The sequence below is a fragment of the Pedobacter nototheniae genome (assembly GCF_032678625.1).
Lineage (GTDB): Bacteria > Bacteroidota > Bacteroidia > Sphingobacteriales > Sphingobacteriaceae > Pedobacter > Pedobacter nototheniae_A.
This window is the reverse complement of sequence record NZ_JAVTSO010000011.1, coordinates 13467-29134: the sequence shown is the minus strand read 5'-3', so window position 1 is coordinate 29134 and position 15668 is coordinate 13467. Positions and strand designations below refer to the sequence as shown.

11 protein-coding genes are annotated in these 15668 nt (G+C 37.7%); 3 read left to right on the top strand and 8 right to left on the bottom strand.

Annotation, left to right across the window (positions count from 1 at the left end):
* Positions 1 to 819: 819 nt before the first annotated feature.
* The 5 genes from R2Q77_RS20610 to R2Q77_RS20590 all read right to left on the bottom strand — a co-directional run bounded on the left by R2Q77_RS20610 (position 820) and on the right by R2Q77_RS20590 (position 7179).
* Positions 820 to 1905, bottom strand: a complete 1086-nt coding sequence (locus tag R2Q77_RS20610) for an acyltransferase (protein ID WP_316805598.1) — start codon at positions 1903 to 1905, stop codon at positions 820 to 822.
* A 153-nt stretch (positions 1906 to 2058) separates the two neighbouring features.
* Positions 2059 to 2958: a hypothetical protein gene (locus R2Q77_RS20605; protein ID WP_316805597.1), complete on the bottom strand. Its 900-nt coding sequence runs from the start codon at positions 2956 to 2958 to the stop codon at positions 2059 to 2061.
* A gap of 184 nt (positions 2959 to 3142) precedes the next feature.
* Complete coding sequence (locus tag R2Q77_RS20600; RefSeq protein WP_316805596.1) at positions 3143 to 3880, bottom strand: (Fe-S)-binding protein; 738 nt, start codon at positions 3878 to 3880, stop codon at positions 3143 to 3145.
* A 25-nt stretch (positions 3881 to 3905) separates the two neighbouring features.
* On the bottom strand, positions 3906 to 5213 hold the full coding sequence (locus R2Q77_RS20595) for an MFS transporter (protein WP_316805595.1): 1308 nt from the start codon (positions 5211 to 5213) through the stop codon (positions 3906 to 3908).
* A gap of 73 nt (positions 5214 to 5286) precedes the next feature.
* Positions 5287 to 7179 (bottom strand): ATP-dependent DNA helicase RecQ, encoded by a 1893-nt coding sequence (locus R2Q77_RS20590; RefSeq protein ID WP_316805594.1) that lies wholly within the window; start codon positions 7177 to 7179, stop codon positions 5287 to 5289.
* A 74-nt stretch (positions 7180 to 7253) separates the two neighbouring features.
* On the opposite strand from R2Q77_RS20590, the gene R2Q77_RS20585 reads away from it, so the two are divergent.
* Entirely contained in the window at positions 7254 to 10481 is a 3228-nt protein-coding gene (locus R2Q77_RS20585) for an amidohydrolase family protein (RefSeq protein ID WP_316805593.1), read from the top strand.
* 110 nt (positions 10482 to 10591) lie between these two features.
* Here the strand turns inward: R2Q77_RS20585 and R2Q77_RS20580 are convergent, their stop codons facing one another.
* From R2Q77_RS20580 to R2Q77_RS20570, 3 genes are all read right to left on the bottom strand, one after another.
* Positions 10592 to 10741: a hypothetical protein gene (locus R2Q77_RS20580; protein ID WP_316805592.1), complete on the bottom strand. Its 150-nt coding sequence runs from the start codon at positions 10739 to 10741 to the stop codon at positions 10592 to 10594.
* A gap of 129 nt (positions 10742 to 10870) precedes the next feature.
* Entirely contained in the window at positions 10871 to 11842 is a 972-nt protein-coding gene (locus R2Q77_RS20575; protein WP_316805591.1) for a zinc-binding alcohol dehydrogenase family protein, read from the bottom strand.
* Between the two features lie 70 nt (positions 11843 to 11912).
* A complete protein-coding gene (locus tag R2Q77_RS20570; RefSeq protein ID WP_316805590.1) occupies positions 11913 to 12494 on the bottom strand; it encodes a Crp/Fnr family transcriptional regulator in 582 nt (193 codons plus the stop codon).
* 224 nt (positions 12495 to 12718) lie between these two features.
* On the opposite strand from R2Q77_RS20570, the gene R2Q77_RS20565 reads away from it, so the two are divergent.
* Both R2Q77_RS20565 and R2Q77_RS20560 read left to right on the top strand, forming a co-directional pair.
* Positions 12719 to 13456, top strand: a complete 738-nt coding sequence (locus R2Q77_RS20565) for a FadR/GntR family transcriptional regulator (RefSeq protein ID WP_316805589.1) — start codon at positions 12719 to 12721, stop codon at positions 13454 to 13456.
* 71 nt (positions 13457 to 13527) lie between these two features.
* Complete coding sequence (locus R2Q77_RS20560; protein WP_316805588.1) at positions 13528 to 15663, top strand: heparinase II/III family protein; 2136 nt, start codon at positions 13528 to 13530, stop codon at positions 15661 to 15663.
* Positions 15664 to 15668: the final 5 nt, after the last annotated feature.

The window sequence follows — 15668 nt, the reverse complement described above, 5'->3', positions numbered from 1 at the left end:
CACCAACTAAAAACTGGACCGTCACCCTGAATTTATTTCAGGGTCTTTATTGTTAAAAAACCATCGAATAAACAGCAAAACGAAAATAATTTAATGTTGTTTTTAAAGTTATAAAGATTGCGTCGTCGTACCTCCTCGCAATGACGCTCTTTCCCTTTGGCTTGGTGATAACACCAACCAAAAGTTAAAACATCTACAAAAAGTTATTAAGAAATGAATGTTTAGACGTACTTAGGATAGTCCAGCCCCGCTCCCGTTGCTGCCCGATGAAAAATCGGGGCATTCACTCAGATCGGGTTTAGGTACACTGTTAACCTTTTTAGCACACCATTTTAGTTCTTTAAACCTGATTGAAGCGGCATCCCCGATTTTTTCTATCGGGATACAGCGTAAAGCAGGAACAAGGCCTCCGAAGCGCTAAAGCCTTTGCTTTCCTAAAATAAAAAATTTCACTTGATTGGTAACAACACAAAGTAAAATAAAAATAGGAAAGTATTTAATGCTGTTTTTAAAGTTATAAAGATTGCTTCGTCGTACCTCCTCGCAATGACGCCCTTCGTTTTCCCTTTGGCTTGGTGATAACACCAACCAAAAACGGAACCGTCACCCTGAATTTATTTCAGGGTCTTTGTTGCTAAAAAATCATCGAATAAATAGCAAGACGAAAATAATTTAATGCTGTTTTAAAGTTATAAAGATTGCTTCGTCGTACCTCCTCGCAATGACGCCCTTTGCCATTTCGCTGGTGATAACACCAACAAAAAGTTATTTAACAACAAGCTTTGCTTTCTAAAAACAGTTTGATATAAAATCAATAACCTAAGCTTTAATCATTTTTGCTTTTAAATACTTTCTGAGCGGCTCGTCTATAAACTTCATAACTAAATAGGCTAATAAAATTAAAAGCACTACAGAAACCGGGATGACAATTTCCATTACCGACATTTTAGGTTTAACTACTGCTACGTAGGTTAAAAATATCCAAAGAAAAGGGTAATGTGTCATGTAAAGCGGATAAGATATTTCTCCGGATAGCTTGCAGACTTTTTTCAAAGATGGGCTTAACTGAGCTCCTGCACCTAAAGAAACCAAAAGCGGAAAATAAAGCAGGACAATTATTGGCTCAGTTAACCAATTCCAATCATTAGAAAAAGGGACTAAAAAGGATAAAACCAATAAAATACTTATGCCAATAAAGCCAAGTTTATTTTTAATAATCAGGTTTGAACGATAAATCAGCATACCGGCTAAAAAGGAGTAAAAAACCCTTGCACCACCATCCCAAAAATTTGGTCCACCCCAGCCACCACCTAAATTAGTTGAACGAACGGCAACATAACAGATCAGCGTGGCGGCAATTACCGTTAAAACAAGTAGTATTTTCTTATTAATTTTATACAGAAAGAAAATGTAGAAAACATTGGCAATGTATTCCCAAAATAACGACCAGCTTGGTGCATTTAAACAAAAAAGATTAAGGTAACGCTCAGGCATAGCCGGATAAGGAATTAATAAGGCCGAAGCTAAAAACAGCGCTAAGGTTTTCCCAAAACCATATACAGCATAAAAATCACTGTATGGATCAAAAAGAAAAGTTAGCAAGCCAAGCACGGATCCAATAATAACCAGTGGATGCAAACGAATAAGTCTTAATTTAAAAAACTGCAAAACACCAATACCTTCTGCCCGGTTATCGTAAGCGTAGGCAATTACAAAGCCTGATAAGCAAAAAAAGAAATCGACGGCTAAATAACCATGGCCGATAAAGTTTTTACTGTAGTCGGTAATTGCAATTTCCATAAAGTGGTAAATTACAACTGCTACAGCTGCAACCCCTCTTAAGCCATCTAAAATTTCGAAATGTTGCTTGGTTCTTAAAAGATTATTAGTGTTTTCCGTAATCACGTTTGGTTAGTCTTAAATTTTGCACCAATAATAGTTATTTTATTATAAGAGGCAAAAATCTAATTGTACCATTGATCTTACATTTATTTTAAGACATAAAAAAGCCTGCTTCATTTTAAACAAAGCAGGCTTTTAAATACAATATTTTCAGGTTTAGTTACCCATTCTTATTTGTCCTGTGCCACCCGGTCTTCCGTTACCATTGCCCCTAAAACGTTTCATCATGTTATCCATTTTAGTTTTATATTCTTCTTCGGTGATTAATTTGGCTTTTTTAGGAGCGGTAACATCTTTAGCACTAACACCCCTGTATTCGATACTTTTAGCAATGGTATTATTCCCTCTGCTTTCTATTGCCAAAACTGTACCTTCTGTCCACATATTTGGATTCGGCGAAAAGTTAAAACCTAAATCTGTTGTATACCAGATGTGTGTTTCTTCGGTTACGTCTTTATCCATATCTAATATCTTAATTGTCCTGGTCGATTTAACAATCACTTCTTTACAATCAAATCCGATAATTTTTTTGGTTGCATCCGTTTTAACAATTTCAATTTTGGGTGCTGCTACAGGTTTTGCCTTAGTTGTATCATTAGGGTTTCCACCACCCATTCTGAAAGAACCAATTGGCCCTGAAGTAGATAATGTTAATTTACTTGGCATGTAGTAAGTGGTATCATTTAAGTCAAATACCTCCGTTAATTTTTGATCGGCAAAAGTATAATAATACTCTCTGTTGCCGCCGGCGCCACCAAAACGCATCATCATACGTCCCATTCCGCCACCGCCGCCGCCTGCTCCGTTACTATCCTCGTTGTCTTCAACAGGCATATAACTTGCATTTGTAGCATTAAATAAAAGCTCAAAATTACTTTTACTGCTCGAAGGCATCCGCGCAGCCATTTGTTCAGGAATTTTAATGCCACTTGCCGCTGCCATTGCTGCCGGATCTACCGTAGCTTCATATTGTATAGCTCCTGAGGTCTTTTTTTGTGCATTTGCAACAAATACAATTGAGAAGATACCAAAAAGAGCAAAAATTACTTTTTTCATTTTTTAAGATTTTGTTTTGTTGTTTGATTCAGGAATATAGAAATGGTTTAAACAAAAGTATTATTGTTTTAACATTTGCCCTGTTAAAATTTGTTAAACCCTCCCTTTAATCAATAAAAAGGAATTTATTGCTTTTGGAGCTGTATTTTGTATCTCTTTTTTTACGAAATTTTAAAGCCGGAATTTAATATTCGGTACTTTCCAACCAGCCATTAGTTAAAACATCAGCAATATGCATTGTTTTAATGGGTAAGTTATTTTTATCGATGTAGCCTTGTAAATGTAGCAGGCAAGATAAATCTGTGGAAATAATATAATCGGCTTTCTGGTCTAAAGCATGGTTAACTTTTTGCTCGGCCATTGCTGAGGAAATGGCATCGAATTTAACTGCAAAAGTACCACCAAATCCACAGCACATATCGGTATCTTTCATCTCAATCATTTCCAATCCATGTACTTTTGAAAGGAGCTGACGGGGTTCATCTTTAATTTTGCATTCGCGTAAGGCACTGCATGAGTCATGATAAACAGCCTTTCCTTCCAATTCTGCGCCGAAGTAATCTTTTTTCGCAATATTAACCAGAAAATCAGATAATTCGAATATATTGGATTGTAGACTCCGGCACTTATTGTGTACAATAGTATTGGTAAACAAATCGTTATAACCGCCTTTAATCATTCCAACACATGATGCTGAAGGCGCTACCACATAAGTATTTTCAGTAAAATCATTTAAAAATTTTGTACCCACTTCTTTTGCCTCATCCCAGTAACCGGCATTGTATGCTGGTTGTCCGCAACAGGTTTGTTTTGAATTGTATTCGACTTTACATCCTGATTTTTCTAATAACTTTAAGGTATTAAAAGCGGTTTCGGGGTATAATTGATCTACAAAACAGGGAACAAATAATTCTACTTTCATCAACAAAATCTTTAAGCGGGTAAATTTACAATTTTAGGGCTTGCCTTGCTTCTATTTTTTTGAGAAGCATTAAAAAGATTAAACCAACTATAAAAAATGATGCCAAAGCAATAATGGAATACCGGATATTACTAGTTACCTCTTCTATATAAGCAAAACTGAAAAGTCCAATTACAATGGCTAATTTTTCAGTAACATCATAAAAACTAAAGAATGAGGTAGAATCAGGGGTGTTTTCGGGTAAAAACTTTGAATAAGTAGATCTTGATAAAGATTGAATTCCGCCCATAATTAAACCAACCACCGCCGATAAGGCATAAAATTGATATTCATTACTTACATAATAACCACCTACACAAGCGCCAATCCAAATTAACACTACATAAATCAGCACATTGGTATTGCCCCATTTTTTAGAAAGAAACGACATTAACATTGCACCAGGGATAGCAACCAACTGGATAATTAAAATTACTGCAATTAATTTTGCTGTTCCGAGTTTTAATGTTTTTTCTGCAAAACCTGCCGCGGCAAGCATAATGGTTTGTACACCCATTGAATAAAAGAAGAATGCAAACAGGAAGCCTTTTAATTTCTTCATATTTTTAACCAGGTTCCATACCTTTGATAGCTCATTGAAACCATCTTTAATCAGGTTTCGTTTAACCTTTTCGTATTGTTTATGAACAGATGGCAAGTTTTTAAAAGGAATTTGTGCAAAAGCAATCCACCAGATTCCCACTAAAAGAAAAGAAATCCGGGCTGGCAAAGAACCATCGGTAATGCCAAACCACTCGGGTTTTAGTACAAATAAAAAGCAAATAAGCTGTAATAAAACAGAACCAACATAACCATAAGAAAAACCCTGGGCACTCACCCTGTCCTGCTGGTCTTCTGTTGCAATTTCAGGCAAATAAGAATTATTAAACAATACACCACCAATATAGCCCATGGCAGCCAATACAAAACAAATTATTCCGAGCTCTAAAGTATTCAGCTCGAAAAAAAATAAGCCTGCACAAGCCAATCCGCCCATGTAGGTGAAAAATTTCATAAAAGCTTTTTTATTGCCCCTGTTATCTGCAATTGAAGAAAGTACAGGCAAAGCTAAAGCCATAATCAGGTAAGCAAATGATAATGCATAATTGCTTAATGCGGTATTGGTAAATGTTCTGCCAAAAAAACTAACATGATCGCCATGTTCTTTGGTTGTAGTAATAATGGTATAATAAGCCGGAAAAATGGTGGAGGTAATTACTAAGTTATAGGCAGAATTTGCCCAGTCGAAAAAAGCCCACGAACGGATTACTTTTTTATTATTTTTTTCTGTCATCTGTTTTTAAAGAGTGAATTGGAACTGCTAAAATATAGTTTTATTGCTAAACTATCTGGGGATTTTTTAATGTCTAAAGATAATATTTCTTACCATCTGATTTAATTTTACCGGCATCTAATAACTCTCTTATGGCTTCTAAGCGTTCACTTTCATTCCCGATTTTCATATTCAGAACTAAATCATCTAAGCCCAGCGGTTGTTGCTGTAGCAGGGAAATAATTTCAAAATCAAGCTGATCATTAATCTGCGACTCGTTCTCCAGCTTTTTTTCTGCCAGGCAAACATCACAAACGCCGCACTTTGGTGCATTGTTCTCATCAAAGTAACTTAACAACTGCATGCTTCTGCACACTGAACCTGATGCATAAGCCACTACGGCATTAATTTGTTTCAGCAAAATTTCTTTTCTAAGTTCAAGGTATTTAGCATCCACATCAAAATGATCCATATCTACTCTTGCTCTTACGTATTGCAACTGTGGCTGATCGGTTTGTTGCAAATAAGACAACAATTCTATAGACTGCAGTTTATTCAGCAGGGAAACGATTTCCGTATAGGAAAATCCGGTTCGTTTAGCGAGTTCGGCCTCATTAACTTTTACATAACCATCAAATGCGCCTCCATATGAACGAAGAATGGTTTTAATCAAATTATCGTAAGCCCGGTTCTCAATCTGGAAACGATAAACCTCTTCATGGGAAAGGATAAACATTAACCTGGAGGGTAAAAACACACTTTCGGAAAGGGTAATATAACCATCGTGCTCCAAAAATTTTAAAGCAGACAATGTTTTTAACACACTTAAATTAAATCTTTTGCAAAAATCTGCTACATCAAAAGGAAAGGTTAATCCTTCTCCGGCACCAAAAGCCAGCTGAAAATAATTGCCGAGGTAATGGTAGGTTTTTCTAATTTCTTCTGCCGACGGAAAACTGTCGATATATCGTGATTCTAAACTTAAAACATCAGCATGGTTGGCCAGTAAAACGGCATAACTCCTTTTTTCATCCCGTCCTGCCCTGCCGGCTTCCTGATAATAAGCTTCCAGGCTTTCGGGTAAATCCAAATGCACAACAAAACGTACATCGGCTTTATCAATACCCATTCCAAAGGCATTAGTGGCCACCATAATCCGGGTTTTGTTCAACTTCCAGTCTTCCTGTTTTTTAAAACGGACATCCCGTTCTAAACCTGCATGATAAAAATCGGCTTTAAGCTGGTTTCGATTCAGAAAGTTAGAAACCTCAGCGGTTTCGCGCCTGTTGCGAACATAAACCAATCCAGTTCCTTTTACGTTCCGGCAAATATCAATGAGCTTTTTATACTTATCTTCCTGTCCTAAAACAACATAACTCAGGTTATCCCGGGCAAAACTTTTAACAAAAACCTGTGGGTCTTTCATCTCCAGTTTTTCGATTATATCTTTTCGTACAAATTCTGTAGCTGTGGCTGTAAGCGCTAAAACTGGTACATCGGGTAAAATTTCTCTTAATTTGGAAATTTGTTGGTAAGGCGGTCGAAAATCATAACCCCATTGCGAAATACAATGTGCCTCATCAACTGCAATCAGGTTAACGTTCATGTAAGAAATCCTGACCCTCACCAAATCAGAAAGCAATCTTTCGGGAGATAAATACAGGAACTTTATTTTTCCATAAATACAGTTATCGAGTAAAATGTCTATTTCGCGCTTCCCCATACCGCCATAAATGGCAATGGCTTCTATTCCTTTAGATTTAAGGTTTTCTACCTGGTCTTTCATCAATGCAACCAGCGGCGAAACCACAATGCAAATGCCTTCCATTACCAAAGCAGGTACCTGGAAGCAAATGGATTTCCCTCCTCCTGTTGGCAAAAGTGCCAAACTATCTTTCCTCTCCAAAACTGAGGTAATGATATCCTGCTGTAACGGTCTGAAAGACGGATGTCCCCAATACTTTTGTAAAATCTCTATTGCTGTCATAAATCGGCGGTATCAAAACTATAAAAAAGCGGCACATATTACTAAATTGCGGCACAATTAATCTCAATAATTTAATGAAAAGATTTTTCTTCTTATCAACGCTTTCTCTATTTGTTCTCACTTCTGTGGCCCAGGAAAAAAAATGGGACATTGAAAAATACCAGGGAACGACTAAAAACTTCAGCATTAATACCGATGAAGGCACCTGGATGAACTTAGATGTAAGTGCAGATGGAAAAGAAATTGTTTTTGATTTATTAGGCGACATTTATACCATACCTGTTACCGGCGGAAGTGCAAAGTTGTTAAGCGGAGGCATTGCATGGGATGTTCAGCCCAGGTTTAGCCCCAATGGTAAATACATTTCCTTTACGAGTGATAAAAGTGGTGGCGACAACATTTGGATCATGAACCGGGATGGTTCGGGTAAAAAACAGATTACCAAAGAAAGTTTCAGGTTATTAAATAATGCTACATGGATGCCCAACAGCGAGTATTTAGTTGCCAGAAAACATTTTACAGCGTCGCGCTCATTGGGTGCCGGCGAAATGTGGATGTATAGCATAAATGGCGGAGAGGGTATCCAGTTAACTAAAAGAAAAAACGATCAGCAGGATGCCGGCGAGCCAAATGTATCGCCTGATGGAAAATATGTTTTTTTCAGCGAAGATATAAGTCCGGGGCCAAATTTTGAATACAGTAAAGACCCCAATGGAACCATATATGCCATTCGCCAGCTGGATTTAAATAGTGGCAAACTTTCTACCCTGGTAAACGAACAAGGTGGTGCTTGCCGTCCACAGATTTCCCCGGATGGAAATTTAATGGCTTTTGTAAAACGTGTACGTTTAAAGTCGGTTTTATATGTACAAAATATGAAAACTGGTGAAGAATGGCCGGTATATGAAGATTTGTCGCACGACCAGCAGGAAACCTGGGCTATTTTTGGAGTTTATCCAAATTTTGGGTGGATGCCAGATAGTAAAGGACTCGTATTTTATGCAAAAGGGAAAATCAGAAAAACCGACCTTTCCAGCTTACAAACAGACGAAATTCCCTTTCAGGTAAACAGCACACAAACCGTTCAACAGGCATTACACTCTGAACAAGAGGTATTTAAAAATGAGTTTTCAGCTAAAATGCTCCGACAACTGGTTACCTCGCCAGATGGCACTATGGTTGTATTTAATGCTGCAGGGTATCTTTATAAAAAAGAAATGCCAAATGGAACTCCTGAAAGGTTAACTACAGGTATGGATTTTGAATTTGAACCCAGCTTTAGTCCTGACGGAAAGTATGTGGTTTACACCACCTGGAACGACGAATTAAGAGGCGCCATAAAGAGAACAGATCTTAAAACCGGTAAAACAATTACCTTAAGTGATGAAAAAGGATTTTACTATTCGCCACAATACTCCACCAAAGGCGATAAAATTGTATTCAGAAAAGGTGTTGGCAATGATGTTTTAGGTTATAGTTATGGCCGTGGTACCGGAATTTTTATGATGGCTTCGGGTGGTGGTGCAAAAACTTTAGTTACTGAAAATGGCATCAGACCACAGTTTAACAATACCGATACCAGAATTTATTTCCAGAGCTATGTAGATGGGAAAAAAGCCTTAAAAAGTATCGACTTAAATGGCGCCAATGAACGCACACACTTTACATCTCAATATGCCAATCAATTTGTAATCAGCCCGGATAATAAATGGCTCGCTTTTAACGAATTGTTTAACGTTTACATTACCCCAATGATTAATGTTGGAACTGCTCAGGATGCATCTGCAGGAAATAAAGCAATTCCGGTAACCAAGGTGAGTGCTGATGGTGGTACCTATATGCAATGGAGTACCGACAGTAGAAATTTGCATTGGACAATGGGGCCAAAATACTTCACTATTGATGTAAATAATGCCTTTAATTTTGATGGCAATACACCAAAAACCTCCGCAACCGCTACAGATATTAATTTAATTTTAAAAAGTGATGTACCCACTGGTATTATTGCGCTTAAAGGTGCCCGTATTATTTCAATGAAAGGCGATGAGGTAATTGAGAACGGCACCATATTAACCGACGGAAATAAAATCACTGCCATTGGTAAAAACGAAACGATTACCATTCCGGCAAATGCAAAAATTATTGATGTAAACGGAAAAACCATTATGCCCGGCATTGTGGATGTGCATGCTCATTTACGTACAAGTCCTGATGGAATTACGCCGCAAAACGACTGGAGTTATATGGCAAATCTGGCCTTTGGTGTAACAACCTCTCATGATCCATCGAGCAATACCGAAATGGTTTTTAGCCAGAGTGAAATGCTTAAAGCCGGGCGGATGATTGGCCCGAGGGTTTATTCTACAGGATCGATTTTATACGGTGCCGATGGCGATTTTAAAGTGGTTATTAACAGTTTGGATGACGCCCTTGCCAACCTCCGCAGGTTAAAAGCAGTAGGTGCATTTTCAGTTAAATCGTACAACCAGCCACGTCGCGAGCAACGCCAGCAGATTTTAGAAGCAGCAAGACAGCTCAAAATGGAAGTTGTACCAGAAGGTGGATCGACCTTTTTTACCAATATGAATATGATTGCCGATGGCCATACGGGGATTGAACACAGCATACCGGTTTTACCTGTTTATAAAGATGTAATTAATTTCTGGAACAATACCGAAGTGGGCTATACCCCTACGCTAATTGTGGCATATGGTGGCCAGTGGGGTGAAAATTATTGGTACGACCGCACCAATGTATGGGAAAATGAAAAATTAATGACCTATACCCCACGATCAATTATAGATGCCAGGGCGCGCCGCAGAACAACTTCCGAATACGGGGATTACAATCATATTGATATTGCAAAAGCAACTAAACAAATTGCTGATGGCGGTACAAAAGTTAACCTGGGCGCCCACGGCCAGATACAGGGTTTAGGTGCACACTGGGAATTGTGGATGATGGTACAAGGTGGATTTTCGCCACTTCAGGCCATTAGAAATGCAACAATAAATGGTGCAGGTTATTTAGGTATGAATAAGGAAATTGGTTCTTTGGAGGTTGGCAAACTGGCCGATTTAGTAATTATGGATGCCAATCCGTTAGATGACATCAGAAACTCCGAAAAAATTAAATATGTGATGATTAACGGCCGCCTTTACGATAGCGCAACCCTAAATGAAGTAGGAACGCGTGAAAAACTTCGCGGCAAATTATGGTTCGAAAATGCTAAAGGAAATGGTTATGTTATTCCAAATACTGAAGCCGAAACCTGGACTTTTACCGTTCCGCATTGTGATTAAACATTTATTTAAATTTATGATTAAAATAATATGCAACCCAATAAAATATATAATATAACCTCCGTAGTTTTCCTGATATTGGCTTGCCTTGTTTTTTCTTATAAAGGCTATTACTTATTGGGTATACAAACAATTGATTTGTTTCTGGCTTTAACTGCAATGGCGTACATCAGTGCCTTTGTTGCCTTGATGAAAGATCGGAAATCATTAATATCCTGGCTACTGCTGGTTTTAAATTCGATACTCTTAATTTTTATCATCTACTTTTTAACACATTACAAAATGAAGGTTTAATGGTAGGCCATTAAACCTTCAACCGGCTTTAACCAACTCGATTAAAGCCATTCAAAAAAATCAAATCTGACTATACCAGAAAAAAAATATGAGGATTAAATTAAAATAACCAATCTCTTCCCAGAAGGTATTTCCGCATTCCAGGCCGTTTCAATATCTTCCAGTTTGGCGGTTACGGTTTCTATTTTCAATTTTCCATCAGCGGCATATTGCAGCATTTTCGGCAAAATTTCTTTAAAGAGGATTTCGATATTTTCAGCTGATAAGCTACCAAAACCAGATCCCGAAAGTTCAATATCCGAACTTCTTAAAACCGAAGAAGACAATTCAATTTTATCTCCTGCCATGCTGCCAACGGTTACAAACTTAACCCGGTGTGTATTTCCACCATCACCCAAAAGTGCGGCAAGAATTAGTTCGGCTGGTTTACCCCAAAGGTAATCTACAACCACATCAACCTGATTTAGTTTATGTATCCTTTTAATATTTTCAATGATAACTTCATCGGTATCTTTTAAAGAAATAACTTCATCAGCACCCAACTGAAGCAAGGATTTTAATGCATCTGCATTTCTGCCCGTTACAATTACCTTTTTTGCACCATATAGTTTAGCAATTTGTACAGCTACCATTCCGGTTACACCGGTAGCGCCATTAATTAAAACGGTTTGTCCACTTTGTACATTTGCCTTAAACTGAATTGCGCCAGAAGCACCTAAAACTGCATTGGGTAATGCTGCCGCTGTTACATCATCCAGGTGATCAGGAATTTTCACGATGCTTTTAACATTTACCAAAGCTTTTTCGGCAATCATACCGCTTATTCCGGCTGCATAAACACGTGTGCCATCCTCTAAAAAACCTACTCCATCAACACCAACTGTTTGCGGTTTTTCTAAAGGAACTGCACTGCTGTAATGTGCACCGCTGGCCCTGGATTTATCGAGGTTTTTAACTGATGCGGCTTTAACGGTAAGTATAATTTCGCGATCACTTTGAGCAACAGGCTGCTCTATTTCTCCATATTTAGGCGTTTCGCCTTTCTTATATAAAATTGCTGCTTTCATTTTTTAAAATATTTAAAACAAAGATCGGGTACAATGCCACTATCGGGCGATAACATATGTTATCAAATGCTTATATTTTTTTCTCTTTTAGCAGCTTACTTTTAAGTCGGCTTAAATGAACGGAGCTTACCCCTAAATATGATGCTATGTAATGCTGAGGTACCCTTTTAATAACATATGGAGCATCATTCAACAAATTTAAGTAACGCTGCTCCGGAGTATCTCTAATCATTGATAAAAATTCTTTCATATAATGAAACTGCCTTTCAAACAGAACATCCAGCATTTGCTTCAGGAATGTGGTGTCTTTATCAAGCTCGGCCATTATCTGCTCAAAATCTTTTTTTTCAATAATATGTACCACACTGGGTTCAATGGTTTCGAAGGTGCATATGCTCGGAATATTTTTCTTAAAGCTCTCCCTGGAAGAAAAAATCTCATTTTCGAAAAAAAACTGAAAAGTAGTATCGTTGCCTTGATTATTAAACCATGCCCGGATACAGCCTTTTTCAATTAAAAAGGACCGTTTTGAAATTTCACCTTCGTTTAATAAAACCGTGCGCGCAGGCAGCTCCACACGTTTATGCAAGGCCATATACTTTTCCCAGTAGGGTTGTAAATAAGCTGATCCTTCGTTAAATGGAGAAAACATAGGCGTAAATTTTAAAACTAAATTGCAAATAATTAATAAATTAAACTTTATCCTCTGCCTGTTTATGTATCATTTGTAATATAATAAACTTTAAAATGAGCTTTAAACAATGATTGAGGATACCTACAACCAAGCTCAAACAATTTTTTATCAAATATTTTGCGGTTTGTTAATGTCTTTTATATATTTGGTCTACCAATTATTGGTTGACCAAATATAATTTTATGAAATCGTTTATTGAGACCATAAAGTCCATTGAAGTAGAATCGCCTGTTGATAAAATTATCAACCAGCTGAAACAACTCATTTCTACCGGACAACTACAACCTGGAGACAGATTACCTGCAGAAAGAATGCTCGCTGAAAAATTTGGTGTAGGCCGAAGTTATGTTCGCGAGGCGATTTTAAAATTAGAGTTTTACGGCCTTTTAAAAACCAACCCACAAAGTGGAACTTACGTAGCGGGCATGGGCATTAAAGTAATGGATAACCTCATTACAGATATTATTAAATTTAATAAAGATGATTTTAATGCTTTGCTTGAGGCGCGTTACTATCTGGAACTGGATGCCATAAAACTTGCCGCAGAAAGAAGAACTGAAGAGGATTTGGTTAGCTTACGGGAGGCGATTGAAGATTTTGAGCATAAAATTGACAGTGGCCAGGATGCCGTTGAAGAGGATATGATTTTTCACATTAAAATTGCCAGAGCTTCTAAAAATTCGGTCATCGAATCTATGATCCTTATCCTGATTCCGGATTTGATCAAAAACATCAGCGAGAACAAACTTTGCGGCGAAAACAGGGGTTTGCAATCTAAAAGAGAACATCGCGAGATTTTAAAGGCGATAGAAAATCAGGATATTGATGCCGCAGAAAATGCAATAGCCATACATCTTGATGATATGTACCAGATTAGTAAAGCAGGATACTTAGCACAAAAAATTATTCAGAAAGTATAAACAAAAGAACTATTTAAACCCTTAAACAAAAACGTTTAAGACCAATCATTTTACATTATTCATCCCCAAACATGAACGACTTAAAAAAGTTAGTATTGCTCTCGTTTTGCCTTTTATTATCCTGGTATTCTGGTGCGCAGGAGCATCCGAGTATCATGATGACAGGCAAAAATGTGGCTGCAATAAGAAAAGGGATTCAAACTTACCCATTATTAAAAAAATCTTACGCATCGGTTAAGGCAGATGCCGATATGGCACTTACCGAAACCATAAATGTACCTCTACCAGCCGATGGTGGCGGTGGCTTTACCCACGAACAACACAAAAAAAACTACACCCATATTTTAAACTGCGGTATTGCCTATCAGATTTCGGGTGATAAAAAGTATGCGGATTACGTTAAAAATATCTTGTTAAAATATGCGGCTGATTATGAGCAATGGCCTTTGCATCCAAAACGTAAGGAAGGACACCAGGGTGGTAAAATTTTCTGGCAAAGCCTGAACGATTTTGTATGGCAGGTGTATACCATACAGGGGTATGATCTGGCATATAATGCCATTAATGCTACAGACAGAAAAACAATCGAATCGCATTTATTTATGCCGATGCTAAAGTTTTTCACCATCGATTGTAAGGAAACTTTTGATAAAATTCATAATCATGGTACCTGGGATATTGCAGCAGTTGGCATGACGGGTTATGTTCTGCATAAGCCCGAGTATGTAGACATGGCAATTAAAGGATCAAATAAGGATGGAAAAACAGGTTACTTAGCACAAATCGACCAGCTTTTTTCCCCTGACGGATATTACACCGAAGGCCCTTACTACCAACGTTATGCGCTGCTTCCCTTTGTGATTTTTGCCAAAGCCATAAACAATTATGAGCCCAAACGCCAGATATTTAATTACCGCAACCAGTTATTGGCTAAAGCCATCAGCACCTCGCTACAGCTTACTTATACTGATGGTACTTTCTTTCCGATTAATGATGCCATTAAAGATAAAACTTACGAATCGGCAGAACTGATATACGGAGTTGATATTGCCTATTCGGATATTAAGGCACAACCAGAATTACTGGATATTGCCAAAAGACAGAATGAAGTGGTTATTTCAGATGCAGGTTTAAAAATTTCTGCTGATTTAGCTGCCGGTAAAGCAAGGCCTTTTGCATACAACCCGCAATGGATTGGTGATGGCATTAATGGAATGGATGGTGGTTTAGGCATTTTAAGAGCCGGAAGTAATGAAGACCAGCAATGTGTATTGTTTAAAGCAGCATCGCAAGGTATGGGGCATGGCCATTTCGACCGCTTGAATATTTTATATTATGATCACGGTGTAGAAATTTTCCCTGATTATGGTGCAGCGCGTTTTCTGAATATTGAAACTAAAAAGGGTGGCGATTATTTACCTGAAAATAAAAGCTGGGCAAAACAAACTGTAGCACATAATACCTTGGTTGTTGATGAAACATCAAATTTTAAGTTAGATGCTGATCTGGCGCAGAAATCGCATCCCGAAAAGCTTTTCTTTAAAGCAGAAGCTAATCTTCAGTCGGTTAGTGCATCAGAGAACGAAGCCTACCCCGGTGTAAAAATGAAAAGAACTACTGCCCTGCTCAAAGTAGCCGGGTTAGCCAAACCTTTATTAATTGATGTTTTTCAGGCCCTATCTGAACAGCCGCACCAGTACGATTTGCCTTTCTGGTACAAGGGGCAATTGGTTGCTTCTTCTTTTAAAATCAGTGCAAACAGAAATAACCTTAAAGCATTGGGCAGCAAATATGGTTACGAGCATATTTGGTTAAATGCAGAATCAACCGTGGATGCTAAAGGTGGTTCCATCAGTATTTTAAACAATAAACGCTTTTATACTACTCATTTTACCACCGATTCGGAAATACAGGTTAAACAACTTTCATTAGGGGCTAATGATCCTGATATGAATTTAGTAGACAGTAAGGCTTTTATGCTTTCACAAAAACAAGCAAAAAACCAGGTTTTCTTTAGCATTACCGAAGCGCATGGTAAGGTAAACCCAATCAGCGAAACTTCTGTAGGCGCAAGCAGTTCGGTTTCGGGGCTAAAAATTTTAAGTGCAAATGAGCAACAGATAAATATTTCTTTCAAAGTGAAGGATCAGGTTTATCAATACCAAATTAATTATCAGGACAAAAACAACTTTATAAAAACCAATTAAGCAAG

Excerpts from the sequence above, each read along its gene's own strand:
- R2Q77_RS20595 (WP_316805595.1), bottom strand. The coding sequence starts at position 5,213 with ATGACAGAAAAAAATAATAAAAAAGTAATCCGTTCGTGGGCTTTTTTC.
- R2Q77_RS20565 (WP_316805589.1), top strand. The coding sequence starts at position 12,719 with ATGAAATCGTTTATTGAGACCATAAAGTCCATTGAAGTAGAATCGCCT.
- R2Q77_RS20560 (WP_316805588.1), top strand. The coding sequence starts at position 13,528 with ATGAACGACTTAAAAAAGTTAGTATTGCTCTCGTTTTGCCTTTTATTA.
- R2Q77_RS20580 (WP_316805592.1), bottom strand. The coding sequence starts at position 10,741 with ATGATAAAAATTAAGAGTATCGAATTTAAAACCAGCAGTAGCCAGGAT.
- R2Q77_RS20570 (WP_316805590.1), bottom strand. The coding sequence starts at position 12,494 with ATGTTTTCTCCATTTAACGAAGGATCAGCTTATTTACAACCCTACTGG.
- R2Q77_RS20575 (WP_316805591.1), bottom strand. The coding sequence starts at position 11,842 with ATGAAAGCAGCAATTTTATATAAGAAAGGCGAAACGCCTAAATATGGA.
- R2Q77_RS20585 (WP_316805593.1), top strand. The coding sequence starts at position 7,254 with ATGAAAAGATTTTTCTTCTTATCAACGCTTTCTCTATTTGTTCTCACT.
- R2Q77_RS20605 (WP_316805597.1), bottom strand. The coding sequence starts at position 2,958 with ATGAAAAAAGTAATTTTTGCTCTTTTTGGTATCTTCTCAATTGTATTT.
- R2Q77_RS20600 (WP_316805596.1), bottom strand. The coding sequence starts at position 3,880 with ATGAAAGTAGAATTATTTGTTCCCTGTTTTGTAGATCAATTATACCCC.
- R2Q77_RS20590 (WP_316805594.1), bottom strand. The coding sequence starts at position 7,179 with ATGACAGCAATAGAGATTTTACAAAAGTATTGGGGACATCCGTCTTTC.